The sequence below is a fragment of the Pseudomonas sp. S2_C11 genome (genome assembly GCF_054668395.1).
In genome coordinates this window covers 2,679,190-2,703,094 of sequence record NZ_CP162765.1, presented here as the reverse complement: position 1 = coordinate 2,703,094, position 23,905 = coordinate 2,679,190, and the positions used below count along the sequence as shown (strand labels likewise).

24 protein-coding genes and 2 pseudogenes are annotated in these 23,905 nt (G+C 59.3%); 11 read left to right on the top strand and 15 right to left on the bottom strand.

Annotation, left to right across the window (positions count from 1 at the left end):
- Positions 1 to 38: 38 nt before the first annotated feature.
- Together AB4N48_RS12160 and AB4N48_RS12155 are read left to right on the top strand one after the other, a co-directional pair.
- A complete protein-coding gene (locus tag AB4N48_RS12160) occupies positions 39 to 2,150 on the top strand; it encodes an ATP-binding protein (RefSeq protein WP_460095500.1) in 2,112 nt (703 codons plus the stop codon).
- A gap of 38 nt (positions 2,151 to 2,188) precedes the next feature.
- The gene (locus tag AB4N48_RS12155; RefSeq protein ID WP_375123539.1) at positions 2,189 to 4,822 is read left to right on the top strand and encodes an excinuclease ABC subunit UvrA; all 2,634 of its coding nucleotides are present in this window, start codon (positions 2,189 to 2,191) and stop codon (positions 4,820 to 4,822) included.
- Positions 4,823 to 4,945: 123 nt separating this feature from the next.
- Here AB4N48_RS12155 and AB4N48_RS12150 read toward each other — a convergent pair.
- The 7 genes and pseudogenes from AB4N48_RS12150 to AB4N48_RS12120 form a co-directional block, all read right to left on the bottom strand.
- Positions 4,946 to 5,656 (bottom strand): annotated as a pseudogene (locus AB4N48_RS12150) (response regulator); the annotation flags it as partial.
- 249 nt (positions 5,657 to 5,905) lie between these two features.
- A pseudogene (locus tag AB4N48_RS12145) lies at positions 5,906 to 6,889 on the bottom strand (ATP-binding response regulator); the annotation flags it as partial.
- Complete coding sequence (locus tag AB4N48_RS12140; protein WP_252869336.1) at positions 6,879 to 7,754, bottom strand: sensor histidine kinase; 876 nt, start codon at positions 7,752 to 7,754, stop codon at positions 6,879 to 6,881. The pseudogene AB4N48_RS12145 and the gene AB4N48_RS12140, both read right to left, overlap by 11 nt.
- Positions 7,747 to 8,760 carry an ATP-binding protein gene (locus tag AB4N48_RS12135; RefSeq protein WP_041478792.1) on the bottom strand — a complete coding sequence of 338 codons (1,014 nt, stop codon included), beginning with the start codon at positions 8,758 to 8,760 and terminating at the stop codon, positions 7,747 to 7,749. Before AB4N48_RS12135 ends, AB4N48_RS12140 begins: the two co-directional genes overlap by 8 nt.
- Positions 8,757 to 9,161, bottom strand: coding sequence for an anti-sigma regulatory factor (locus AB4N48_RS12130; RefSeq protein WP_016774465.1), 405 nt, complete (start codon positions 9,159 to 9,161; stop codon positions 8,757 to 8,759). Before AB4N48_RS12130 ends, AB4N48_RS12135 begins: the two co-directional genes overlap by 4 nt.
- A complete protein-coding gene (locus tag AB4N48_RS12125) occupies positions 9,158 to 9,520 on the bottom strand; it encodes an STAS domain-containing protein (RefSeq protein ID WP_056785183.1) in 363 nt (120 codons plus the stop codon). Before AB4N48_RS12125 ends, AB4N48_RS12130 begins: the two co-directional genes overlap by 4 nt.
- Before the next feature lie 2 nt (positions 9,521 to 9,522).
- Entirely contained in the window at positions 9,523 to 10,374 is an 852-nt protein-coding gene (locus AB4N48_RS12120) for an STAS domain-containing protein (RefSeq protein ID WP_150741992.1), read from the bottom strand.
- Between the two features lie 260 nt (positions 10,375 to 10,634).
- Between AB4N48_RS12120 and AB4N48_RS12115 the strand changes: the two genes are divergently transcribed.
- Positions 10,635 to 10,898: a hypothetical protein gene (locus AB4N48_RS12115; protein ID WP_110647015.1), complete on the top strand. Its 264-nt coding sequence runs from the start codon at positions 10,635 to 10,637 to the stop codon at positions 10,896 to 10,898.
- 56 nt (positions 10,899 to 10,954) lie between these two features.
- Here the strand turns inward: AB4N48_RS12115 and AB4N48_RS12110 are convergent, their stop codons facing one another.
- A complete protein-coding gene (locus AB4N48_RS12110) occupies positions 10,955 to 11,476 on the bottom strand; it encodes a DUF4142 domain-containing protein (RefSeq protein WP_460095499.1) in 522 nt (173 codons plus the stop codon).
- A 204-nt stretch (positions 11,477 to 11,680) separates the two neighbouring features.
- Here AB4N48_RS12110 and AB4N48_RS12105 point away from each other — a divergent pair, with 204 nt between their 5' ends.
- Positions 11,681 to 11,935, top strand: coding sequence for a DUF465 domain-containing protein (locus AB4N48_RS12105; protein WP_041478686.1), 255 nt, complete (start codon positions 11,681 to 11,683; stop codon positions 11,933 to 11,935).
- Between the two features lie 99 nt (positions 11,936 to 12,034).
- Entirely contained in the window at positions 12,035 to 12,199 is a 165-nt protein-coding gene (locus tag AB4N48_RS12100) for a hypothetical protein (RefSeq protein ID WP_016774471.1), read from the top strand.
- Between the two features lie 131 nt (positions 12,200 to 12,330).
- On the opposite strand, the gene AB4N48_RS12095 is transcribed toward AB4N48_RS12100, so the two are convergent.
- The 3 genes from AB4N48_RS12095 to AB4N48_RS12085 all read right to left on the bottom strand — a co-directional run bounded on the left by AB4N48_RS12095 (position 12,331) and on the right by AB4N48_RS12085 (position 15,524).
- Positions 12,331 to 13,407, bottom strand: a complete 1,077-nt coding sequence (locus AB4N48_RS12095; RefSeq protein WP_150635537.1) for an SMP-30/gluconolactonase/LRE family protein — start codon at positions 13,405 to 13,407, stop codon at positions 12,331 to 12,333.
- Positions 13,404 to 14,549, bottom strand: a complete 1,146-nt coding sequence (locus AB4N48_RS12090; protein WP_252869339.1) for a sterol desaturase/SRPBCC family protein — start codon at positions 14,547 to 14,549, stop codon at positions 13,404 to 13,406. Before AB4N48_RS12090 ends, AB4N48_RS12095 begins: the two co-directional genes overlap by 4 nt.
- Before the next feature lie 111 nt (positions 14,550 to 14,660).
- Complete coding sequence (locus AB4N48_RS12085; RefSeq protein ID WP_056785192.1) at positions 14,661 to 15,524, bottom strand: LysR family transcriptional regulator; 864 nt, start codon at positions 15,522 to 15,524, stop codon at positions 14,661 to 14,663.
- A gap of 254 nt (positions 15,525 to 15,778) precedes the next feature.
- Between AB4N48_RS12085 and AB4N48_RS12080 the strand changes: the two genes are divergently transcribed.
- From AB4N48_RS12080 to AB4N48_RS12060, 5 genes are all read left to right on the top strand, one after another.
- Positions 15,779 to 16,351, top strand: a complete 573-nt coding sequence (locus AB4N48_RS12080) for an MbcA/ParS/Xre antitoxin family protein (protein WP_353957144.1) — start codon at positions 15,779 to 15,781, stop codon at positions 16,349 to 16,351.
- Positions 16,348 to 16,842: an RES family NAD+ phosphorylase gene (locus AB4N48_RS12075; protein ID WP_252869340.1), complete on the top strand. Its 495-nt coding sequence runs from the start codon at positions 16,348 to 16,350 to the stop codon at positions 16,840 to 16,842. Before AB4N48_RS12080 ends, AB4N48_RS12075 begins: the two co-directional genes overlap by 4 nt.
- A 183-nt stretch (positions 16,843 to 17,025) precedes the next feature.
- Positions 17,026 to 17,553, top strand: coding sequence for a PAAR domain-containing protein (locus tag AB4N48_RS12070; RefSeq protein WP_041478692.1), 528 nt, complete (start codon positions 17,026 to 17,028; stop codon positions 17,551 to 17,553).
- A 12-nt stretch (positions 17,554 to 17,565) separates the two neighbouring features.
- A complete protein-coding gene (locus AB4N48_RS12065; protein ID WP_156388169.1) occupies positions 17,566 to 18,603 on the top strand; it encodes a hypothetical protein in 1,038 nt (345 codons plus the stop codon).
- Positions 18,604 to 18,698: 95 nt separating this feature from the next.
- Positions 18,699 to 19,205, top strand: a complete 507-nt coding sequence (locus tag AB4N48_RS12060; protein WP_150635533.1) for a hypothetical protein — start codon at positions 18,699 to 18,701, stop codon at positions 19,203 to 19,205.
- A 78-nt stretch (positions 19,206 to 19,283) separates the two neighbouring features.
- Here AB4N48_RS12060 and AB4N48_RS12055 read toward each other — a convergent pair whose 3' ends face one another.
- Both AB4N48_RS12055 and AB4N48_RS12050 read right to left on the bottom strand, forming a co-directional pair.
- A complete protein-coding gene (locus tag AB4N48_RS12055) occupies positions 19,284 to 19,601 on the bottom strand; it encodes an SCP2 sterol-binding domain-containing protein (RefSeq protein ID WP_095179730.1) in 318 nt (105 codons plus the stop codon).
- Between the two features lie 63 nt (positions 19,602 to 19,664).
- The gene (locus AB4N48_RS12050) at positions 19,665 to 20,375 is read right to left on the bottom strand and encodes a histidine phosphatase family protein (RefSeq protein ID WP_016774478.1); all 711 of its coding nucleotides are present in this window, start codon (positions 20,373 to 20,375) and stop codon (positions 19,665 to 19,667) included.
- A gap of 204 nt (positions 20,376 to 20,579) precedes the next feature.
- On the opposite strand from AB4N48_RS12050, the gene sohB reads away from it, so the two are divergent.
- Positions 20,580 to 21,611, top strand: coding sequence for a protease SohB (sohB, locus tag AB4N48_RS12045; protein WP_016774479.1), 1,032 nt, complete (start codon positions 20,580 to 20,582; stop codon positions 21,609 to 21,611).
- Between the two features lie 65 nt (positions 21,612 to 21,676).
- Here the strand turns inward: sohB and AB4N48_RS12040 are convergent, their stop codons facing one another.
- Entirely contained in the window at positions 21,677 to 22,171 is a 495-nt protein-coding gene (locus AB4N48_RS12040) for a DUF934 domain-containing protein (RefSeq protein WP_041478697.1), read from the bottom strand.
- A complete protein-coding gene (locus tag AB4N48_RS12035; protein WP_056785207.1) occupies positions 22,155 to 23,813 on the bottom strand; it encodes a nitrite/sulfite reductase in 1,659 nt (552 codons plus the stop codon). The genes AB4N48_RS12040 and AB4N48_RS12035 overlap by 17 nt, the downstream gene beginning before the upstream one ends.
- Between the last annotated feature and the right edge of the window lie 92 nt (positions 23,814 to 23,905).

Here is a 23,905-nt window from a genome sequence, read left to right as displayed (position 1 = left end):
AGATCGGAAAACCGCAAAAAAGGACACTGAGTCAGGCGATGCAGTTTTTATCCGAAAGCCACGGCTGTGAGGGCTGGAAAGGCGAAATGGCCGGACGCATCCGTGCGTTCGACTGGAGCCTCACCGAACTGGGTCCGCTCGCCGACTGGCCGGCCAGCCTGTGTAACACCGTGCAGCTGATGCTGGCTTCGCCGCTGCCGATGGTGATGCTCTGGGGCCATGCCGGCTACATGATCTACAACGACGCCTACTCCGAATTCGCCGGTGGCCGCCATCCCTATCTGCTTGGCGTGCCGGTAGAGCTGGGCTGGCCGGAAGTCGCCGAATTCAACCGCCACGTCGTTGACACTTGCCTGGCCGGCGGCACCTTGTCCTATCGCAACAAAGAGCTGGTATTGCTGCGCGACGGCGTGCCCGAAGACGTTTGGATGGACTTGTATTACAGCCCGGTGGCCAACGACGAAGGCGTGCCCGGCGGCGTCATGGCGATGGTGGTCGAAACCACCGAACTGGTGCATTCCGAACGCCTGCGTCAGGCGGCCGAAGATGCCTATCGCGCCGACAACGAGCGCGTGCGTCTGGCGCTGAATGCCGGCGCACTGCTTGGCTCGTTTGTCTGGGACATCAAGAACAATCGCTTCTCTGCTGACGAACGTTTCGCCCGCACCTTTTCCTACCCGCCGGATCAGGACCTGAGCGATCTGCAACAAGACATCGCCGAATCGCGCATCCATCCCGAAGATCATCGGTGGGTGCAGGAGCGAGTTGCCCATAGCGTGCGCACTGGCGAGCCGTACAACGCTGAATACCGCGTGCAGCGGGCCGACGGCCAGTACCTGTGGGTGTTGGCCAGTGGTGCCTGCGAGTTCGATGAGCAAGGCAAGCCGTTTCGCTTTCCCGGTGTGCTGATCGACATCCATGAGCGCAAAAACGCCGAAGAATCACTGCTCAAATTCACCCGTAATCTCGAACAGCGCGTGGCCGCCGAAGTGAATGCGCGGCTGGCAGCCGAGGAACAACTTCGCCAATCGCAGAAGCTCGAAGCCATCGGCGGCCTGACCGGTGGCGTTGCCCACGACTTCAACAATCTGCTGCAAGTCATCGCCGGCAACCTGCATCTGCTCGCCCGACATGAGCCCAACAATGCCAACGTACAACGCCGGGTCGTGGCTTCGTTGGCGGCGGTCGAACGCGGTGCCAAACTGTCTTCGCAATTGCTCGCATTTGCCCGGCGGCAACCGCTGTCACCGGCCGTGTGCAATCCAGAACAAATTTTCGAAGGCGTGGGCGAATTACTCCAACGTGCATTGGGCGAAACCATTCAGATCGACGTGCAGTTGCCGCCGCAGCCCTGGCACATCAACGTCGACCGCAACCAACTGGAAAACGCGATTCTCAACCTGGCCATCAACGCCCGCGACGCGATGAAGGGCGAGGGCGTTATCGGCCTCAGTGCCGCCAATGTCTGTCTGGACAGCGAATACTGCGTCGGCAAGGGCATCGCGTCCGGTGAGTATGTGCGCGTGGCGATCACCGACACCGGCGTGGGCATTGCCCCACAAATGCTGGAACAGGTTTTCGAACCGTTCTTCACCACCAAGGCCGACGGGCAGGGCACTGGCCTCGGTCTGAGCATGGTCTTCGGCTTCGTCAAACAGAGTGGCGGCCACGTCGAGATCGACAGCAAGCTCGGCGAAGGCACGCGGGTGCAGTTGTATTTCCCGCGCAGTCTGCGTCCGGTTCGTGAAGAGACCGCCAGTGTCGGAGAGCGTAAGAGCGGCGGCCACGAAACCATTCTGGTGGTGGAAGACAATGACGCGGTGCGCGCTTCGGCGGTCGAGTTGCTGCGCGAAGAAGGCTATCGGGTGATGACCGCGTGCAATGGCGACGTGGCCATGCAGATGTTGCTGGAAGGCATCGAGATCGATCTGATCTTCACCGACGTGGTCATGCCCGGCCTGATCAAGAGTTCCGATCTGGCCGCGTGGGCCAAGGTGCAGACACCGCCGGTGCCGGTGCTGTTCACCTCCGGTCACACCCGCGACATCATTTCCCGCGACCACCAGCTCAGCCCCGATACGCATCTGCTCGGCAAACCCTACAGCCCGCAAGCTTTACTGCAGATGATTTGCGAGGTGCTCGGCACCTGATGCCGAGCGCTGCCCAGTTTTTCAATCAAGGCAGGCCGATGATTTCCAAGCGCAATTCCAAAGCACCCGCCGGCATGGTTCGTGTGCGCGGCGCCCGCGAACATAACCTGAAGAACGTTGATGTCGATATTCCGCGCGATGCGCTGGTGGTGTTCACCGGTGTCTCCGGTTCGGGCAAGTCGTCGCTGGCGTTTTCCACGCTGTATGCCGAGGCCCAGCGGCGGTATTTCGAATCGGTGGCGCCGTACGCGCGGCGGCTGATCGATCAGGTCGGCGTGCCGGATGTCGATTCCATCGAAGGACTGCCGCCCGCCGTCGCTTTGCAACAGCAGCGCGGCACGCCGAGCGCGCGTTCGTCGGTGGGCAGCGTGACGACGTTGTCGAGCCTGATCCGCATGCTCTATTCCCGCGCCGGGAGTTACCCGCCGGGGCAGCCAATGCTGTATGCCGAGGATTTTTCACCGAACACGCCGCAGGGCGCCTGTCCGGAGTGTCATGGACTTGGTCGCGTCTATGAAGTCACCGAAGCGCTGATGGTGCCGGACCCGAACCTGACCATCCGCCAGCGTGCAGTGGCGTCCTGGCCCTTGGCCTGGCAAGGGCAGAACCTGCGCGACATCCTCGTGACCATGGGCATCGATGTCGACATTCCGTGGAAAAAACTGCCGAAAAAGCAGCGCGACTGGATTCTCTTCACTGAAGAGACGCCGACGGTGCCGGTGTACGCCGGGCTGACCCCGGAAGAAACCCGCGTCGCGCTCAAGCGCAAGATGGAACCGAGTTATCAGGGCACCTTCACCGGCGCCCGGCGCTATATCCTGCACACCTTCACTCACTCGCAAAGTGCGCTGATGAAGAAGCGTGTTTCACAGTTCATGCGCGGTAGCCCGTGCCCATTGTGCGAGGGCAAACGGCTCAAGCGCGAGGCGTTGTCGGTGACCTTTGCCGGCTACGACATTGGCGAGTTGTCGCAGATGCCGTTGCTGCAAGTGGCCGAAGTGCTGCGGCCTGTAGCGGCGGCGAATTATCTGGAACAGGCCGAGGAGAGCGGCGACACCCTCAGCCATGCGCAAACCCGCGAGGCGCGTCAGCAGCGGGTCGCCCATGGGGCCAGCGGTCACGCCAGCGCGCCGGACGTGCGCCATACGCCGAACCTGTCGCTGGAAAAGCGTCTGGCGGCGCAGCGCATCGCTGAGGATTTGCTGGAGCGGGTCAGCACCCTGACCGATCTCGGCCTGGGTTATCTGGCGCTGGAACGCAGTACGCCGACCTTGTCGTCGGGCGAGTTGCAGCGTTTGCGCCTGGCCACGCAATTGGGTTCGCAGCTGTTCGGGGTGATTTATGTCCTGGACGAACCGTCTGCCGGTCTGCATCCGGCGGATGGCGAGGCGTTGTTCGAGGCATTGCAGCGCTTGAAGGCCGACGGCAACACGCTGTTTGTGGTCGAACACGATGTCGAAACCATGCGCCGTGCCGACTGGCTGATTGACGTCGGCCCGGCGGCGGGCGAAAAGGGCGGGCGCGTGCTGTACAGCGGTCCGCCTGCGGGACTTGCTGATATTGCAGATTCGCAGACCCGCGCTTATCTGTTTGCCGAAAACCAACGCCCTGAGCGCGCCGCGCGCAAGCCGAGCGGCTGGCTGAAGCTCGACGGCGTGACGCGCAATAACCTGAATAATCTTAGCGCCGAATTCCCCTTGGGCTGTTTCACCTCGGTGACCGGCGTATCGGGATCTGGCAAATCGAGTCTGGTCAGTCAGGCCTTGCTGGAACTGGTCGGCGCGCAGTTGGGCCGTCCAGTGGCCGAGGCCGAGTCAGAAGAACCGAGCCTGGAAGATGACACGCCGCCGCCCAGCACCGGGCAGATCAGCGCCGGCCTGGAGTCGATCAAACGGCTGGTGCAGGTTGATCAGAGACCCATCGGACGCACGCCGCGCTCCAATCTGGCGACTTACACCGGCTTGTTCGACAACGTGCGCAAGCTGTTCGCCGCGACACCTGAGGCACAAGCGGCGGGCTATGATGCCGGGCAGTTTTCTTTCAACGTCGCCAAGGGCCGTTGCGCCACGTGTGAGGGCGAAGGTTTTGTCAGTGTGGAATTGCTGTTCATGCCCAGCGTGTATGCGCCGTGCCCGACCTGCCACGGAGCGCGGTATAACCCGCAGACATTGGCGATTCTCTGGCAGGGCTTGAGCATCGCCCAGGTGCTGCAACTGACCGTCGATGAGGCGGTGGCGGTGTTTGCCGAGCAGGCGGGGATTCGTCGTTCGCTGGAAGTGCTGCGCGATATCGGCCTGGGTTATCTGCGCCTGGGGCAACCGGCCACGGAACTGTCCGGTGGTGAAGCGCAGCGGATCAAACTGGCGACCGAGTTGCAGCGCAGCCAGCGTGGCGCGACCTTGTATGTACTGGATGAACCGACCACGGGATTGCACCCGAGAGATGTCGATCGGTTGCTGGAACAACTCGATACGCTGGTAACGGCGGGGCACACGGTGATCGTCGTCGAACACGAAATGCGCGTCGTCGCGCAGAGTGACTGGGTGATCGACATCGGCCCCGGGGCCGGCGATCAGGGCGGCAGGATCGTCGCTGCCGGCACACCGCAGAAAGTCGCCGCCAGCAAGAAGAGCAAGACCGCGCCGTTTCTTGCCCGTGCTTTAAGCCGATAACTGCAGCGCCTTGCTGGCCGCCATCGCTGGCAAGCCAGCTCCCACAGAAATTCAAGTTGTTGCCGAAAATCTGCGCACACTGATGCCCCCTGTGGGAGCTGGCTTGCCAGCGATGGCGCCAGTTCAGGCGCCATCCAGCGTACGGCGGACCTTGTCGAGCAGTTCGCTGATCTGGAACGGTTTGACCAGCATGTCCATGCCGGTGCCGAGGAAGACCTGGCGGTTGAGCGCGGTTTCGGCGTAGCCGGTCATGAACAGGATCGGCAGCCCTTCGTGCCAGCCACGGGCAACATCCGCCAACTCCCGCCCGCTCATGCGCGGCAGGCCGACGTCGGTCAGCAGCAGGTCGATCGACGGGTCGTTCTGCAAGCGCTCCAGCGCCGATTCGATATCCGCCGCTTGCGTGCAGCGATAGCCGGCATCCTCCAGCACTTCGGTGACGAACAAGCGCACCGTGGCCATGTCCTCGACGATCAGCACATGCTCGCCACTGCCTTTCGCGTCAGGCACGGGCACAGGTGCGTCGGCCCCGGTCGGGTCGTTGGTGCCGGGCAGCATGATGGTCACTTCGGTGCCACGTCGGGCGACGCTGCGGATGTGCGCGTCACCGCCGGACTGACGGGCAAAACCGTAGATCGTCGACAGACCGAGCCCGGTGCCCTGGCCCAAAGGCTTGGTGGTGAAAAACGGTTCGAACACTTTGTCGATCACGTTATGTTCGATGCCGGTGCCGTCGTCGCGTACCGACAGCGCCACGTACGCGCCATCGGCCAGATTCGGATCGCCATGGGAATAAGCGGCGTAAGTATTGACCCAGATATTGCCGCCCGAGGGCAGGGCATCACGGGCGTTGATCACCAGATTGAGCACCGCGCTTTCCAGCTGCACCGGGTCGACCAGCGCAATCGCCGGTTTGTTGGTCAGTTCCAGCTTGAGGGTGATGCGCTCGCCGATGGTGCGCACCAGCAATTCTTCCAGCGAGCGGACATGCTCGTTGATGTCCACCGGCCGTGTATCGAGCGGCTGCTGACGGGCAAATGCCAGCAGACGATGGGTCAGCGAGGCCGCGCTCATCGCTGAATTCAGCGCTGCTTCGGTATAGAACTGCACCTTGTCCAGACGCTCATCGGCCACGCGTTTCTGGATCAGTTCCAGACTGGTAATGATCCCGGTGAGCAGGTTGTTGAAGTCGTGGGCGATACCGCCGGTGAGCTTGCCCAGCGCATCCATTTTCTGCACTTGCAACAATTGCGCTTCGGCGTGCACGCGCTCGGCGACTTCCTTGGCCAGCTGCGTGGTGGTGTCATCCAGTCGCGCCAGATGCGAGCGCTCGCGGTGGCGGTGTTCGGTGACGTCCTCGACAAACACCAGGCTCAGCTCCGGCGTGCGATACGGCGAAATCTGCCATTGCGTCTCGCGAATCTCGCCCTGCACGCGCATGTTCAGCGTGCCTTTCCAGCGCTCGCCGTCGACCAGACGCAGACGCAGTTCATCGAGGATCGAGCATTGATCTTCGGCGAAGCATTCACGCAGCGCCTGCTGATCGCGGTTATCGACGATCAATTGGGCAAATGCGTGATTGCACTCATGCACTTTCAGATTGGCATCGAGCACCGCGATCGGCGCCGAGACGTTAGCGAAGATCTCGCGGAAACGCGCCTCGCTTTCGCGCAGGGCATTTTCCGTGTCGCGCACCCGCAGCAGGGTACGCAGCGTCGCCAAGAGCACATCCGGGTCGACCGGGTGAATCAGATAGGCATCGGCGCCCGCGTTGAGGCCGGTGATGATGTCGCCGGTCTGGATCGACGCCGCTGACACATGAATCACTGGCAGCAGCGCGGTGCCCGGGTCGGCGCGCAGCAGGCGGACGATGTCGAAACCGCTCATGTCCGGCAGGTTGACGTCGAGGATCAACGCATCGAGGGCTTCGCTCTCGATCAGGGCCAGTCCGTCGCTGCCGGTGCCGGCTTCGAGCACCGTGTAGCCATGGTTCTCCAGGCGCCGGCGCAGGGCGTAACGGGTGGCGACGTTGTCATCGACGATCAACAGGCGGATGTCACGATTCATCGACGTTCTCCAGAGCGATTGCCAGCGGGATGATGACAAAGAACGTCGAGCCGACGCCCGGCGTACTGTCTACCCCGACTTCACCGCCGAGCAGGGCGGCGAAACGCTTGCACAGTGACAGACCCAGACCGGTGCCGCGCAGACGTTTCTGCAATGGCGAATCGACTTGGGAGAAGTCTTCGAACAGCGTGTCATGCAGTTCGGCCGCGATGCCGATGCCGGTGTCGCTGACGGCAAAGCGCACTTTGTCTTCACCTTCCATTCGCGCCGATACCCGCACTTCGCCACGGGTGGTGAATTTCAGTGAGTTGGAAATGAAGTTGCGCAGGATCTGCCCGAGCTTCTTGTCATCGGTATACAGGCGCGGCAGGCCCAGCGGCTCTTCGAAGATCAGATCCACCGCCGAGGCGTCGACGATTGGCCGGAACATCCCGCGCAGGGCGGAGAACAGGTCGAACATGTCGAACCAGGCCGGGGAAATGCTGATGCGCCCGGCTTCGATCTTCGCCAGATCGAGCAGGTCATCAACCATGTCGCTGAGCTCGCGGGCAGCGGTGCTGACGAAGGCTACCTGCTTGTGCTGTTCAGGGCTGAGCGGACCGTCGAGTTCGTCAGCGAGCAGACTGTTGATGCTCAGTATCGAGCCCAGCGGTGTGCGGAATTCATGGCTCATGTACGACAGGAAACGGCTCTTGAGATCCGATGCCTGACGCAGTTCTTCGGCCTGATTGTCGAGCTCGGCGTACAGCGCCAGAACACCCTGGTTGGTTTCATCGAGTTCTTCGCGCAGGGCAGTGGTTTCGCGCTGCAACTGAGCGATGAGCGCCGCCTGTTCAGCAGGGCTCAGGGTTGTCGATTCAGCCATGGGCGGCCTCCAGAGCCACGACCAGCACCGTCACGTCATCGCGGCCACGACAAAAGTCGCGGTGCAGGACGCTGGCTATCACGGCAGGATGGCGATGCACCAGGCCGGGGTAGTCTGCAAGATTCCAACGGGACTGTAGGCCGTCGCTGTACATGATCAATAAATGTCCGTTCACGTGAGCATAGTCAAAGGGTTTGGCTTTACGGTACTGGCCACCAACGATACCGGGGTGTGAGGCCAGACCGCGGGATTTGCCAGGCTCCAGCAGACTGGCGCCGATGTTACCGACACCGGCGAACGTCAGGCCGTCGCGCTGGCTGTCAAACTGCGCGAAAGCGACGGCGCCACCGCGCGTGCCGAGCATTTCCTGATGCAGGTCTTCCATCAATACCACAGGATCGGCAAACGGTGCCCGGGCGAATGCCCGGGCACCGGCCAGGCCGGCACGTTCGGCGTCTTCGCCATGGCCGAGGCCATCGACCACCAGCGCGCTGATCCGCGAACCTTCATATTTCAGATGCCAGACATCGCCGCACGCCGGATCGGCATGCAGCGAATGCTGGCTGACCCCGAAGCGGATATCGGCCTGCCGATCGCTGCGGGCAAAGATCCGCGCCAGCAACACCGCGCCACGGTGGTCGGCGTAGACATCGAAGACATTGGTCTGCCGCGATACGGCGCCGAGGCCGATGCCCTGCGTTCCGCCAGTGGAAAAGCCATCCGCCAGACAGGCATCCAGATCAAAGCCCTGCGCCCGATCCACGGTCTGCATTTCGATGCCGAAACCGCTATCCGGCCGAGCCAGCACACGCAGATGAAACTCGCCGCGCTGGGCATGCTTGAGCACGTTGCTCGCCAGTTCGGTCGCGACCAGCGCCACGCGGCCGGCATCGTTTTCGTCGAAGCCATGCTGCTCGGCGAGTTTCTGCGCGGTGCGCCGCGCGTGGCCGATCTGGCTGCTGTCCTCGATCGGCAGAACCTGGGTCAACGACCCGGTGATATTCATGTCCATCGTGTGATCGTAATGCGCGTGCCTTTGCCGGGCTCAGTGTCGAGTTCGAATTCATTGACCAGGCGCTTGGCGCCAGTCAGGCCAAGGCCCAACCCGCTGCCGGAGGTCCAGCCGTCGGTCATCGCCAGTTTGATGTCGGGGATGCCAGGGCCTTCGTCGCGGAAGGTGATGCGCAAACCGACCCGGCCGTTTTCCTCGAGAATCTGCCAGTCCATGTCGCCGCCGCCGCCGTAGACCATGGTGTTACGCGCCAGCTCACTGACAGCGGTCACCAGTTTGGTCAGGTCGATCAGGCGCATGCCACATTCGGTGGCGAGTTTGCGCGTGGTCTGGCGGGCCAGCACTACGTCCTGTTCAATGAGAATGGGTTGCGTACCGCTACTGCGCACGGTCATTGTGCAAGTACTCGTTCCCGCAGCAGTTTCATCCCGCGTTCGACGTTCAGGGCGGTGCTCACGTCTGGCAAAGTCATGCCCAGCTCAACGAGCGTGATCGCCACTGCCGGCTGCATGCCGACCAGCACGGTTTTGGCGTCCATGATTTTCGACAGCCCGGAAATGTCGCCGATCATGCGCCCGATGAACGAATCGACCATATCCAGCGCCGTGATGTCGATCAGCACGCCCCGGGCGGATGTCCGGCTGATGCGCTCGGACAGATCGTCCTGCAGGGTCAGGGCGAGTTGGTCATGCATGTCGACCTGAATGGTCACCAGCAAGATATCGCCCATTTGAAGAATCGGAATACGTTCCATGGTCAAGCCGTCTTGACGAGGCTGACACCCAAGCGGGTCAGGGCCAGTTTCAATGCGTCGGCCAGATTGGCCTTGGTCACTACGCCTTGCAGATCCAGACCCAGGTGCACGATGGTTTGCGCAATCTGCGGACGCACGCCGCTGATGATGCAGTCAGCGCCCATCAGGCGGATTGCGGTCACGGTTTTCAGCAGGTGCTGGGCGACCAGAGTGTCAACGGTCGGCACGCCGGTGATGTCGATGATGGCGATTTCCGAACCGGTGTCGACGATGCGTTGCAGCAGCGATTCCATGACTACTTGGGTGCGCTGCGAATCGAGGGTGCCGATCATTGGCAGGGCGAGGACGCCATCCCACAGCTTGACCACCGGAGTCGACAGTTCCAGCAGCTCTTCCTGTTGACGCTTGATCACCGCTTCGCGGGATTTCTGGAAGGTGCCGATGGTGTGCATACCGACGGTGTCGAGCAATTCGGAGATTTCCAGCAATTGCTCGGCAAGCAGTGCTGGCTGGTCCTGATAATGGTTTTGCAGCAGGGCGAACAACGGGCCTTTCAGGGCAAAGATGAAATTGGCGGTTTGCTGGGAATCCTGGCCGAGCAGGGCGCGGCTCTGCGACAGCTTTTCAAGGAACTGACGGGTATCCTCCCAACCCGCAGCGGCAATCTTGCTGCCGTTGCCGTTTTCCAGACCCGCCAGGAGCAGGCCCAGCAAGTCGCGGGTTTGCTGAGCGAGGTCGTGTTCCTTGAGGTTGCGTGTGGCGCCGCTGGCTTCGAGGCGTTTGGTCCACTCGCTCAACAGCTGAGTCTGGTTGTTCTTGATTGCTTCAACTGTGCTGTTCTGCAGTGCTGCCATGTGCGTGTCGCTCCGTTACGTATATGGGCCGGCTCGGCGAAATGACCGGCGCGATTTGACTGACATTTACCGCTTGAAATAGTTGTTCAGCTAGCGATGAATTTTTCTGCCTGCCGCGTCGAACGCCCCGGTAACTCTAGTCGGCGTGGCGGCAGGCAACGATCTTTTGAACGAATCTACGGCGTCAGGCTTCGAATCTGCATGCCCGACGTTTTCCAGTCGTGCTGGAAGAAGGAGGCAGGACTATGAATGAGGTGGATATGAACGAGCAAGCTCCGCAACAGCAAAATCAGTCCTCAGAGTCAATTAACCGCAACGACCCGGCCATCGACCCGCAAACACCGGGGCAAAATACTCCCGCGCCGGTTGAAGAAGGGCAGGCGGACAGCGCGGCTGCCGAGGTCGATCAGAAGCAGCATCACAACGACAACAGCAACGACTTCAGCCCCGGCTTCAAGCCTGACCCTGACCGTCCTGAACCGGGCGAAAGCACCGACGCCGATATTGACACCGATGGCGGTTGATCGCTGAAACGCAAAAAGGCCGCATCGAAGGATGCGGCCTTTTTATTGCCGGCCGGTTACTTGCTCGGATGTTTGGCTTGCAGCTCTTTGGCGTGGGCCAGGTGTTTTTCCAGCGCTGGCAACATCTTCTGCGCAAACGCTTTCAGTTCAGTAGCGCCCTTGGCCTTGTCATCGGTCACGGTGTTCGCCTGCTTCTTGAACAGCGCGATGGTCTCTTCGTGAGCCTTGACCTGGTTGTTGGCGTAGGCCGCATCGAAGGATTCATCGCGCATGTCGAGAATCTTTTCCTTGGCCTGCTTGACCAGGGTGGTGTCGTCAGGGACTTCGATGTCATTGGTGGTCGCGATCTTCTTCAGCTCTTCATTGGCCTTGGTGTGATCAGCGATCATTTGGTTAGCGAAGGCTTTGATGTCGGCTGACTGGCTTTTTTCCAGTGCCAGCTTGCTGGTTTCGATTTCGGCGATGCCACCAGCGGCGGCATTGTCGACAAAGTCGTTGTCGGTCGCGGCAAAGGCGCTGCCCATGCCGGCAGACAGTGCAACAGCCAGAGCGAGATGACGCAGGTTGAATCCGTCCATTGGGTATCTCCACGCAGGTTTTTGTGAGCGTTATCCAATGGAGCGAGCGCAGACGCCAAAGGTTTTATCGCATTTACGACAGGGCGACGAACGGCAACCGCTGGTCTGACAGGGAGTCGACAGAAGTCATCGGGCAAGGCCATGCTGATAATGAGTCAGCGCATCGGTCGCGCTGGTTGTCGATCAAATTGATGGAGGTGTTTCATGCCGGTTTCACATGATCTGTATCAGGACCTGGGCTGCAAGAAGGAAGAGATCGAGCAAAAACGCTCCGAGGATCCGAAGCTGGATTCGCTGCTCAACAAGTACTTCGACGTGGATAAAGCCGTGGTCGAAGCCGAGAACGCCCAGTCAGACGCCCCCACTGACGACGAATTGAAAAAGCTCAAAGAGAAGCGCGTGATCGTCAAGGAACAGATCGTTGCTCAACTCGCCGGGCAGCCGCTGACGGGACAGTAGTCGCCCGACCCGTGGTCATTTTCTGAAGGGAACGGCTACGGCCAATGGCACCTCCAATGTGCAGAGTCTGCAAACCATCGACTCGTTGCGAGGTGCCATATGAACGACCCCAAATTCCCCAGTGAAGAGCAGGGTGGTTTCGACCCGATTCCTACCCGTCCTGAACCGAACAGCCCGGCGCATACCACAGCGCATCCGGAAAAAACCGTGAAAGAACTGCCGGAGGATGAAGATCCGGAGAAGTTCGACCGGTCCGGCAACTGACAGACCGCTATCGCTGGCAAGCCAGCTCCCACAGGTTCATCTGGTGAACACATATTTGGAGTTCACACGGACACTGTGGGAGCTGGCTTGCCAGCGATATCGTCGGTCCATACGGTGAAAATTTTTCTGTTTTACTTAAGCGCCGCATCCAACCCCATTCGCCCCATATGCATGGCCTTCAACGAGCCGAAATACAACCACTGCCCATACTCGCGCACCGTGGTAATCGGCGAATAATTGCCTTCGCTCGCGTCCTGCAGATTGGCAATCACCTTGCCGTCCAGGTCCAGTCCCAGCACAAACCCGCGCTTTTCGACAGGCTTGGGCAAAACCGTCAACGCCCGCACGATCATCTTGCGCACGAACGGGTGTTCAGCGGTGCCATCGAGCAAGGCATTGCGCGGCGCATACAGCGCTACCCAAAAGCGATTGCTGCCATTGAACGAGAGGTTGTCCGGAAGCCCCGGCAAGTTGTCGATGAACACATCATGGGTACCGGCCTTCGGCCCGCTCAGCCAGTAACGGCTGATGCGATAAGCGCCGGTTTCATTGACCAGCACATAGGCCTCGTCCGGACCAAGAGTGACGCCATTGGCAAACTGCAACTTGTCGAGCAAGACGCTGGTCTTGCCGGTTTGAAAGTCGTAGCGCAGCAGACGTCCGTCGGCGCCGTGTTCAATGATCGCCTCGCCGTCATGACCATAGCCCCAACGGCTCGAGGCATCGCTGAAGTAGGCGTAGTGGCCTGACTTGTCGACCGCTACATCATCGGTAAATCCAAATGGCACGCCGTTGGCCTCGGTGGTCAACGGAATCACGCGGCCCTGCGCATCCAGCGACAGCAAGCCTTTGACCGCATCGGCAACTACCAGCATGCCATTCGGATGACGGGCCAGGCCCAGTGGACGGCCACCGGTGTCGGCCAGGACCTTGCGCTGCGTACCGTCGAGGCTGCTACGGATGAGCCTGCCGTCATGCAATCCGGTGATGAGGAATTCGTCTTCCAGTAGCAACGCCTCAGGCCCTTCGATGTCGCTCGGCCCGACCTTCGCCACAGCTTTGAGGCGCTGGTTGTCCGCGTAGATGCCGTCTTTCAATGACGGCGCCAGTGGCGGCGTCCAGGCGACCGGTTCGACCTTGGTCGGCAGCAACAACAAGAAGGCGATGACGAGAACGATCAGCAGGCACAGCACATAACGTAATTTCACGCGCTGGCCCTCGCCGCGCCGATAAATTGCGCAGCCATGTCGCGCAGGGCGAGCATGGACGCGGCAGATTCCCGCTCGATGCGCCGCTTGAGCAACAGGCGATTGGCAAGACGCATGAGCAAACCGTCAAAGCGATATTCCAGCGTGCGCGAGAAACGCGTGCCGCCAGCCTCCACTGAGCACTCGTAAGTCAACCGCAGGGACAAGCCCTGATCACTTTGCGCGCGTGCGCACCAGCGCCGGCCCGGCAGATATTCAGTAACCTCCCAGCGCAAGTGACCGGCACGTCCGCCGGCATGGATGTCCTCTTCGAAACGTGCACCGGCATGCAGTGGACCTTGCGGACCGTCAATCTTCAATGAGGAGGGATGCCAGTCCGGCCAGTGACTGACGCTGGCGGCATAAGCCAGCACGGCGACCGGTTCGCCGGCGATATCGATCTGGTGCTGCATGCGCGTCATGGGCATTTTTGAATAACTCAAAGGGGCGGGTTCCGGCTCGCGGTACAGCGTGCCGAACAGGTAGTCCATCAAGGGCAGAACGATGTTGAAATTGCGCTCCTGCATGCGCTCGCGGCGGTGATGCAGTTCGTGCAGACCGCGCATCTGGCGAATCCACGGCAAACGAGTCAACGGATTTTGCGGTGGCAGATGTTCACAGGCATGGAATACCTCATAGAGCAGATAACCGAACACCATGCACCCGGCAAACAGCCCGGCGACATTGGCGTTGACCTGCGCGAGCAGCCACCAGAGGGGCAGGGTGATCAATAGCGTATGAATGACGATCAGCCAGGCTGGAAACAGAATCACTCGCCAGTCCCGCGCGCTGTCGTAGGTCATATGGCCGGGGGTGAAAAAGCTGTGATGGTCCCCGGCATGTCGTGCGTAGAACATCTTTGCGAAAGCTTTTTTGTGATGGCCTAAATGACGATGGACCATGTACACGCCGAAGTTGAACAACAACAGGCTCAGCGGCACTGTCAGCCATTCCAGCCAGCTCACTGAATGCACCGTGCGCCAGAACGCAGCGACGGTGAAAATGCCGAACAGCAACACGAACGCGCCATGCAACCACGGATTGTATAAAGGATGAATGGCCGCACGGTAGCGGCTGCGGAATGCCTCGGTGGTCTGCCTCAACGCTTTCACCTGCGGGTATTGTTGTTATACCCGGCAGATTAGCCGATCCGCTGACTTGTGCAGGGCGAACCTTGCGGCCTTAAGCGCCATGCTCTGGACTGAAGCCGCCCGTCAGCTCAACGGGTTCCAGCGCTGCGACCAGTCATCATCGGTGCGGATCACCTCGCGCAACAGATCGAAGGCCTGTTGCAGCACTGCCGAGTCGCGATCGCGGGAATACACCAGATAGGTCGGATAACCGAATTCCGGGGCTTTGGTGACGGCTTCCAGCGCGCCGGTCTCCAGATAAGTGCGCACGACCCGGGTACGGAAATAACCGCTGCCACCATGTTCGAGGATGTATTGCAGGGCCAGTGGGCCAAGGTTGAAGCTCAGCGCGGCTTTGGCTTTTTCCGGCAGGGCGGCGTCGTGCTGACGACGAAAGTCCGGTCCCCAATCGATGTAGACGTAAGGCTCCGGACGCTCGGGCGCGCGCACCAGAATCAGTTTTTCCTCCAGCACTTGCTCGACCTGCAATCCCGGCCAGTATTCCGGTTGATAAACCAGCGCCGCATCGAGCACACCGAGTTCGAGCTGACGCAAAAGATTTTCGCCGTCGCGAATTTCCATGCGCAGTGCGTGGCCGGGGATTTTCTCCCGCAGTTCCGCCGCCCAACTGAGCATCAGCGGGTTGCACAGGCTGACCTCACCGCCAATGTGCAGAACGTTGTGATAACCCTCGGGCAGCGGCAAGTCGCGGCGCGCGGCTTCCCAGGTCTGCACCAGTTGATTGGCGTAGACCACGAACGCTTCGCCATTGGCCGTCAACTTCGCCCCGGCGCGATTGCGCACGAACAGCGTACTGCCCAGCTGGCCTTCGAGTTTCTGCACCCGTGCGGTGATCGCCGTTTGTGTGACGAACAGCTTCTGCGCGGCGGCGGCAAGACTGCCGTGGCGGACGATTTCGAGGAAAGTGCGGGCGAGGTCGATGTCCATGGGGCAGGGCCGGTGTCTGGAGGTGGAGCGCATTGTAAGTCAAAAGTCCCTCTCCCCAACTTGAAAGCCACAACGGATTAAACCGCTGAAAATTCCGTTTAAGTCCTACGGAAACAGGAGCGTTTTGATCAGATGAGGGGATATTTCTGACGACTTTTTCAGGTTGGTCGTCGGACGCCGGATCTATAGGATCAGTCCTGACATTGAAGTCATCGAGCGCACAGATCGCTCTGGACCTGGACAAAGGATGGACTATGCGAATCCCACTGATTGAAAGCCATACGCCTGCTTACTCGCCTCGCCATTACTGGCGCGACGACCGCGCGAGATGCCCCTCGGAGGACGTTGCCATGCCGAGCGCCAAAGTGCCCCGGCTCACGGGCTTGAAGAAGCTTGAGGGCAAACCTCTGGAATTGCTGTTGCGAGGGCAGGACACCGGCGACGATCCGATGCTCATTCTGCGCTGCACAGCCGAAGGATTTGCGCTGCTCGATGTGGTCAACATGATCGCAACCTCCGAACTGTACCAACAGGGAGAGATGGTCAAACGTATCACCGGCAAATCTGTGAGAACCGTGCGACGTCTGCTCAAGGAAGGCGCGTCGGTGCGCCTGGACACGCCGCAGAGCATCATCGCCTACCAATATGCGGCAGCGCTGGAACTGGCCATCGAGGTGTTCGGGCGACAGGCCAAGGCCGAATCATGGCTGGAGCAACGCGCCACTTACTTCTACGGTTATGTGCCGCTCGATCTGGTTGGAAATGCGTTGGGCTTCAGGATGGTGGAGGAGTATCTGAACCAGATCAAATACGGGGTTTATCAATGAATCCCTTGCCCTGGGATGATCGCTGGTACGCGTGGCGGCTGGATCGCGAGGTGTACAGCGAGACCTGGGACAGCGGCCTGGGGTCGAAACGGGACGGCGGTCGCTGGAATACGCCCGGCCGCAGAGTCGTTTATGCGTCGGTCGACCCCTCCACGGCGATACTGGAGGTGGCCGCCCATGGCAGCTTCGATGCACTTGATCAGGAGCCCTACGTATTGACCTGTTTTGAAATCACCCACGACGCCAGCATCAGAATCGTGCAACCGGAAGACGTGCCCAATCCGCATTGGCTCACCCCGATAAAAACCTCGCCCAACCAGCGAAAGTTTGCCGACGCACTGCTGGCTGAACATCCATTTATTCTGGTGCCTTCGGTGGCCACCCGACACTCGTGGAATTTGCTGGTGAGTTGCGATCTGGCGGAAGGTCAGTTCAGGATGGTTTCGCAAGAGCGGTTTGGGCTGGATACGCGGTTGTTGCAGGAGGGTTGATCGGATTTGTGTGGGCCTGCGAATCCGACACGACAATTTCCAGGTTCCGGGAGCGATCAAGGGCCGATGAGTCGCTGCCAGCTACATTCGCGGCGGCTCGCATTCTACGTCTGGATTGAAGCTTTCAACCAATATAAAGATCCGGTACATTTCGCGCCCACGCTTACTACAAGGAAGTTAAAGATGGCAAAGCCTGCCGCTCGACTCAGCGATCTTAATGCATGCCCGATCACAGGCCATGGCACCAATCCCAGTAACAGCGGTTCCGGTGATGTAAACATCAATGGAATGCCAGTTTTGCGTGTCGGAGACACCACAGCGTGCGGAGACACTGTCACCGAAGGCATCAGCAATATTTTGATCAATGGCAAGCCTATTGCTTTCTTGGGCAGTGCGACGGCCCACGGAGGCATGATAATCACGGGCTCTGGCGACGTTTTTGTCGGCACCCAGGTCGGTTCCGCACCTTTCTCCCCGATTATCACTGTTCCTAAACACAGCGAGCGCTTCCAACTGGTTGATGAGGCCACTGGCGAAGCTATTCCCGACATGCTCTATTGCATCGAAACGGGTGACGGGCAGCGTCTCGTAGGCCATACCGACAGTCATGGTAACGCCGCGCGAGTGTTTACGGCCAACCCGACTTCGATAGTTGTGCAGTGGGGTAAGGAAGCCGCCGCCCATCTCGATGCGCTCGGCCTAGATTACTAAGGGAGGTGGCAGGTGGCAGCCCCCAAAAAGAATCAAGCTCGAACAAGCGATCGACATACAACGACCCAAGTGAAAGGTACGCTGGCACAGGATTACGTAACGGTTGTGGGTGCGTCTTACATGTCCCTTTATGAAAAGGTTCGTGGCCAGAAGGGCAACAAGATGCGCTTTATCAATCAGGGTATCCGCCAACTCACAAAGTATCCAACCGGCACTCCAAACTTCACGATCCAGCGTGTATTTCTGATTTTCAAAAATGACTATCCGGAGAACTTGCTGACGGCTTTGAAGGACGTTGTCGAAAATCAGCACGGGGCCCAGTACCGAGAGATGGACTCGATATCCGGTCTTGTGGATTTCATCGCAGCTCGGCAACGCCGCGGGCGCGAGATCAAACAGCTCGACTTTTTTTCCCATGGTGTGGTGGGCAGTATCGAGTTGGGCTACGAGCTGGATAAAAACGATAGCTACCGTCTGCGTGATGCACAGGCGTATATGTTCAAACCCGAAGCGTTTGCCTATGGTGCGAAAATTCACTCCTACGCTTGTCGCACAGGTTTGGGTATCGATGCCGACTTCAAGGTCAATGAAACAGAAGATCCTCATTACGAGCGCAGCCTGGCGCAGATTCTTGCTAATGCTACCCGGACCACCGTGTGGGCATTTCCAAGACGCAGCAACTACGACACAACTTATGGTACTGCCGCGGAACGGGGATCTGTGCCGGGCATTCGTGAAAGAGAAGCAGCTGATGGGCAAGCGATGCGGAATTATTTGAGTCGAAAAACCGCTTATGAACGAAAGCTGATCGAACATCGCAAGACCCTCAAAGACCCAACGGCGCAATTACCTGATGAACAGGCGCCGCAGGCGCCGACGCCAACAGTCTCTGAAGAAGAGCGCAATTTGCTGGCGCACGATGACAGCCGAGCATTGTATGAACGAAAGATTGGATTTCCGCTGGATGCCTTAGGCGCACATCGTGACGTTCGATCAGGTGATACACCGGACGGCGTACCCAAACACCTGCTTGCCTATAAACCGCTATGACGCTCCTGAAGTTTATAGGCAAACGTCACGTCTTATGTGTCTTGTTGATTGCTGCCAGCTTTGCAGGACTATTTATTTACGCCAAGGAAGCCCAGATGCCAGCCAAAGCAATGATGTATTACGGCCCGTGGAGTCCGGAAGAAAACCGTTTCGATGCCAGCCGGTGGTTCAGTTCAGGTATGTATCGCCCGCGTCTCATGGGTACTCCGCCTGAAGAGAGCCCAGTGACCATGCTGCGCAATAAGCCTGAAAGTTTGCGACATATTGAGAATGATGTTCTCTTGACCGAAGCGTTATTCGCTGTAGGGCGACAGTTTCCGAAGTTGGACACCGAAGACCTCATTCTGAATACGCCGGACCTGCACCGCCAGATACGGTATGCCTATAGTTCATTTGCCGAGCCTGACAGGCCGGTGGATTCCTATTGGCTTTTCATCACGTTTGCAAACAAGACCGTGGTCGTTACGATCGATTGGGACGTGACAGAAAAGAAACTCCTGCCCCGCTCGATGGCTTCGAATCTGATCGAAAAAAGTGATGAAGAGGCGGCATACCTCCAGGTAAAAAAAGAGCTTGATGGGACGGCTTCAGCCAAGCGTTAACTCACGTTGCCATGTCTTCAATGGTTGAAACGACAAATCCCGCCAATAAGCGGGATTTGTGTTTTACCAAGAAGCTTCTTACGAAGGGAACAGCTCGGACAGTTTCATCGACAGCATCATGTCGCCTTCAACGCGCAGCTTGCCGCTCATGAAGGCCTGCATGCCGTCGGTCTCGCCGCTGACGATACCTTTCAGGGTTTCGCTATCCAGCACCAGCGTGCAGTTGGCGTCCGGGTTTTCGCCTTCCTGAATGTTGCAGGTGCCGTCTTTGACGATCAGTGCGTATTGCTTGTCTTCGTCGGTGATTTTGAAACCGAAGACCAGATCCAGACCGGCAGCGGCGGCTGGGTTGAACTTGGCTTGCATTGCTTTTACGGCATCAGCTACGGAGGTCATGGTTCGATCCTTTCTTGGTCATGGGAGCTGGGTGGTTACAGCCAGGGTCACAGTAAGCCGGACTCAGCGAAAAGTGATGAGTTCCGGGGCCTTCAGCAGTTGCAGGTGTGCGTGACTGTTGAAGGAAGCCAGGGCCACCTCGCGACCACGAAACTTCAATTGGTTGAGCGAGGTGTTGACGATTTGCCAGTTCAATTCAAAGGCCTGTCTGGCAGGCATTTGCGTAATCAGGTGGAGCAGGGCAGTGATGGTGCCGCCGGAGGTGAACACGGCAATTTTCTGGTTCTTTTCCGCCAGATCGAGGATGCGGTGCAAACCGGCCTGAACCCGTTCGACGAAGCCCAGCCAGCTTTCCAGGCCAGGAGTGTCATAAGTGCCAGCAAGCCAGCGCTCGACGATCAGGGCGAAGATGCGCTGGAATTCACCGCGGTTCTGCGCGGCGTTGCGCAGGATGTCGAGGGCTTCCGGCTCTTCCGGCAGCATGGCCGGGAGCAGGGCGCGGATCACCGCGTCGGCATCGAATTCGTTGAAAGCGGAATCGGTTTCGAGGACTGGAACCGGCAGGCCTCTGGCGCTGAATTGCTCCAGTGCACTGGTGGCCGTGTGCTGTTGGCGACGCAGGTCACCGGCAAGGCAACGATCGAAGCTGATACCAAGGTCGGCAAGGTGCTGGCCGAGAATTTCTGCCTGACGCACACCGGTCGGCGACAGGACATCGTAATCGTCTGCACCAAAGGAGGCCTGGCCATGTCGTATCAAGTAGATGCTGCCCACGTCCGCGTCGTCCCGGTACGTTGAAGGTCAGGCGAGGTTATGAGGATGGCGTAAAGCTGTCAATGAAAAAACATACGCTTGTTTGAAATGCCCGTTACAGGCGTGTTGCCAGAGGTTTCACGGCTGGCCGACGAGCCGACGCATGGGTATGCTGGAGCCATTCCGCGTGTGATACACCGTCACGCATTGCTTTGAGGAGTCTCTGTGGATTTTTTCACCGAATACGCCAGCTTCCTGGCCAAGACCGTCACACTGGTGATCGCCATTCTGGTGGTGCTCGCCAGTTTCGCCGCGTTGCGCAGCAAGGGCCGGCGCAAATCGGCAGGGCAGTTGCAGGTCAGCAAGCTCAACGATTTCTACAAGGGGCTGCGTGAACGCCTTGAGCAGACCTTGCTTGACAAGGATCAGCTCAAGGCATTGCGCAAGGGCGAGGCAAAAACGGAAAAAAGCGCGAAAAAACAGAAGAACAAACCTGAGACCAAATCCCGGGTGTTCGTGCTCGACTTCGACGGCGATATCAAGGCTTCCGCCACCGAGAGCCTGCGCCACGAGATCACCGCACTGCTGACCCTGGCCACGCCGAAGGACGAAGTAGTCCTGCGTCTGGAAAGTGGCGGCGGCATGGTGCACAGCTACGGTCTGGCGTCGTCTCAACTTGCGCGAATCCGTGATGCGGGCGTGCCACTGACAGTTTGTATCGACAAGGTCGCAGCCAGTGGCGGTTACATGATGGCCTGCATCGGCGACAAGATCATCAGTGCACCGTTCGCCATCCTCGGTTCGATCGGCGTGGTCGCGCAATTGCCTAACGTCAATCGCCTGCTGAAAAAGCACGACATCGACTTTGAAGTGCTGACCGCAGGTGAATACAAACGCACACTGACCGTGTTTGGCGAAAACACCGAAAAGGGCCGCGAGAAGTTCCAGGAAGACCTCGACATCACCCATCGCTTGTTCAAAAACTTCGTGGCGCGGTACCGCCCGCAACTGGCGATCGATGAAGTGGCTACCGGTGAGGTGTGGCTCGGTATCGCTGCGCTGGAAAACCAACTGGTGGACGAGCTCAAGACCAGCGATGAATACCTGGCGCAGAAAGCCAAACAGGCTGAGGTTTATCACCTGCACTACGCCGAGCGTAAAAGCCTGCAGGAACGCATCGGCATGGCCGCCAGCGGTTCGGTAGACCGCGTGCTGTTGAGCTGGTGGAGTCGCCTCACTCAGCAACGTTTCTGGTAAACACCAGGCATAAAAAAACGCCGGTCAATGACCGGCGTTTTTGTGTCCGCAATAAACCCGCTGGCTTAGCGCCGACGGAACAGCGGCAGCGGTTCGTCACTGGCGGCCTGGTAGGTCACCGAGAAGTCCTTCAGACCTTCCAGTGCTTCGTACGGGTCTTTATCCGCGCGAATGGCAAAAGCGTCGAAGCCACAGCGGTGCATGTAGAACAGCTGGTCCCGCAGCACGTCGCCAATCGCGCGCAGCTCGCCTTTGAAACCATAACGGTCACGCAGCAGACGGGCATTGGAGTAACTGCGGCCATCGGTGAACGCCGGGAAATTCAGCGCGATTACCTGGAACTCACCGACGTCTTCACCGATTTCTTCGGCTTCCTCGTCAGCATCCAGCCACACGCCCAGACCGCCGTCGCGGGCCTTGAGCATGCGGCTGTGCTCGCGCCACAACTGCAGAGGAACGATCAGATCGTCGCAGTTGCTGATCTCATCGATGTTGAAATCCTTCGGCAACAGGTGCCAGGTTTCGTCGACGACTTCGTTGTTCTTAATGATTCGCTGCATAGACGCGTTCCTTGAAGAGGTCGATGCCAATACGCTGATAAGTGTCGATGAAGCGCTCGTCTTCGGTACGTTGTTCGACGTACACGTCAATCAGCTTCGAAATGACATCCGGCATGGCTTCCTGAGCGAAGGACGGGCCGAGGATCTTGCCCAGGCTCGCATCACGGCTGGCGCTGCCGCCGAGGGAAACCTGGTAGAACTCTTCGCCTTTCTTGTCCACACCGAGGATGCCGATGTGGCCAACGTGGTGGTGACCGCAGGCGTTCATGCAGCCGGAGATGTTCAGGTCCAGTTCGCCAATGTCGAACAGGTAATCCAGGTCATCGAAACGGCGCTGGATCGATTCGGCAATCGGAATCGATTTGGCGTTGGCCAGCGAGCAGAAGTCACCACCGGGGCAGCAGATGATGTCAGTCAGCAGGCCGATGTTCGGCGTGGCGAAACCGCTTTCACGCAACTCACCCCACAGGGTGAACAACTGGCTCTGCTCGACATCGGCGAGAATGATGTTCTGCTCGTGGGAGGTGCGCAGTTGACCGAAGCTGTAGCGCTCGGCCAGATCGGCGACGGCGTCGAGCTGCTTGTCGGTAATGTCGCCCGGGGCAACGCCGGTCGGCTTCAACGACAGCGTCACAGCGACATAGCCCGGTTTTTTGTGCGCCAGGGTGTTGCGGCTGCGCCAGCGGGCGAAACCCGGATGCTCTTTGTCCAGATCGGCCAGTTGCGCGGTCTGGTTGTCGAGGGTCTTGTAGTCCGGATCGACGAAGTGCTTGGCGACGCGATGCAGTTCGGCCTCGGTCAGCGTGGTCTGGCCACCGCGCAGGTGCTCCATTTCCGCGTCGACTTTCTGCGCGAACACCTCAGGCGTGAGCGCCTTGACGAGGATTTTGATCCGCGCCTTGTATTTGTTGTCGCGACGGCCGTAGCGGTTGTACACCCGCAGGATGGCGTCGAGATAGCTCAGCAGGTCTTGCCACGGCAGGAATTCATTGATGAATGCGCCAACCACCGGCGTACGACCGAGGCCACCGCCGACCAGCACTCGGAAGCCCAGCTCGCCGGCAGCGTTATAGACAGGTTCCAGACCGATATCGTGGACTTCAATGGCTGCGCGGTCACTGGTCGAACCGTTGACGGCGATCTTGAATTTGCGCGGCAGGTAGGCGAATTCCGGGTGGAACGTGGTCCACTGACGGACGATTTCGCACCATGGACGCGGGTCGATCACTTCATCGGCGGCGACGCCGGCAAACTGGTCGGTGGTGACGTTGCGCAGGCAGTTGCCGCTGGTCTGGATGGCGTGCATCTGCACGGTCGCGAGTTCAGCAAGGATGTCCGGGATGTCTTCAACCGCCGGCCAGTTGAACTGCACGTTCTGCCGCGTACTGATGTGGGCATAGCCCTTGTCGTAGTCGCGGGCGATCTTCGCCATCATGCGCACCTGGCGCGAAGTCAGCTGGCCGTAAGGCACGGCCACGCGCAACATCGGCGCGAAACGCTGGATATACAGGCCATTTTGCAGGCGCAGGGGGCGGAATTCTTCTTCGCTCAGCTCACCTGCCAGATAGCGTCGGGTCTGATCACGGAACTGCTTGACGCGGTCCTCGATGATCCGCTGATCGTACTCGTCGTATACGTACATATAAGTCCTGTTCTCAGGCTTGGGCTTCTCGGAAAACGCTGCGTTTTCGCTTGCTGGAGTCCGATGTTGCCTCTGCAATTCTGCGCGCACGG

Excerpts from the sequence above, each read along its gene's own strand:
- AB4N48_RS12155 (WP_375123539.1), top strand. The coding sequence starts at position 2,189 with ATGATTTCCAAGCGCAATTCCAAAGCACCCGCCGGCATGGTTCGTGTG.
- AB4N48_RS12040 (WP_041478697.1), bottom strand. The coding sequence starts at position 22,171 with ATGCAGCGAATCATTAAGAACAACGAAGTCGTCGACGAAACCTGGCAC.
- AB4N48_RS12130 (WP_016774465.1), bottom strand. The coding sequence starts at position 9,161 with ATGACCGTGCGCAGTAGCGGTACGCAACCCATTCTCATTGAACAGGAC.
- AB4N48_RS12160 (WP_460095500.1), top strand. The coding sequence starts at position 39 with ATGCAGTTTTTATCCGAAAGCCACGGCTGTGAGGGCTGGAAAGGCGAA.
- AB4N48_RS12120 (WP_150741992.1), bottom strand. The coding sequence starts at position 10,374 with ATGGCAGCACTGCAGAACAGCACAGTTGAAGCAATCAAGAACAACCAG.
- AB4N48_RS12140 (WP_252869336.1), bottom strand. The coding sequence starts at position 7,754 with ATGGCTGAATCGACAACCCTGAGCCCTGCTGAACAGGCGGCGCTCATC.
- AB4N48_RS12055 (WP_095179730.1), bottom strand. The coding sequence starts at position 19,601 with ATGACCTCCGTAGCTGATGCCGTAAAAGCAATGCAAGCCAAGTTCAAC.
- AB4N48_RS12070 (WP_041478692.1), top strand. The coding sequence starts at position 17,026 with ATGGCAAAGCCTGCCGCTCGACTCAGCGATCTTAATGCATGCCCGATC.
- AB4N48_RS12075 (WP_252869340.1), top strand. The coding sequence starts at position 16,348 with ATGAATCCCTTGCCCTGGGATGATCGCTGGTACGCGTGGCGGCTGGAT.
- AB4N48_RS12100 (WP_016774471.1), top strand. The coding sequence starts at position 12,035 with ATGAACGACCCCAAATTCCCCAGTGAAGAGCAGGGTGGTTTCGACCCG.
- AB4N48_RS12135 (WP_041478792.1), bottom strand. The coding sequence starts at position 8,760 with ATGAATATCACCGGGTCGTTGACCCAGGTTCTGCCGATCGAGGACAGC.
- AB4N48_RS12115 (WP_110647015.1), top strand. The coding sequence starts at position 10,635 with ATGAACGAGCAAGCTCCGCAACAGCAAAATCAGTCCTCAGAGTCAATT.
- AB4N48_RS12105 (WP_041478686.1), top strand. The coding sequence starts at position 11,681 with ATGCCGGTTTCACATGATCTGTATCAGGACCTGGGCTGCAAGAAGGAA.
- AB4N48_RS12085 (WP_056785192.1), bottom strand. The coding sequence starts at position 15,524 with ATGGACATCGACCTCGCCCGCACTTTCCTCGAAATCGTCCGCCACGGC.
- AB4N48_RS12110 (WP_460095499.1), bottom strand. The coding sequence starts at position 11,476 with ATGGACGGATTCAACCTGCGTCATCTCGCTCTGGCTGTTGCACTGTCT.
- AB4N48_RS12080 (WP_353957144.1), top strand. The coding sequence starts at position 15,779 with ATGCGAATCCCACTGATTGAAAGCCATACGCCTGCTTACTCGCCTCGC.
- AB4N48_RS12035 (WP_056785207.1), bottom strand. The coding sequence starts at position 23,813 with ATGTACGTATACGACGAGTACGATCAGCGGATCATCGAGGACCGCGTC.
- AB4N48_RS12125 (WP_056785183.1), bottom strand. The coding sequence starts at position 9,520 with ATGGAACGTATTCCGATTCTTCAAATGGGCGATATCTTGCTGGTGACC.
- AB4N48_RS12060 (WP_150635533.1), top strand. The coding sequence starts at position 18,699 with ATGCCAGCCAAAGCAATGATGTATTACGGCCCGTGGAGTCCGGAAGAA.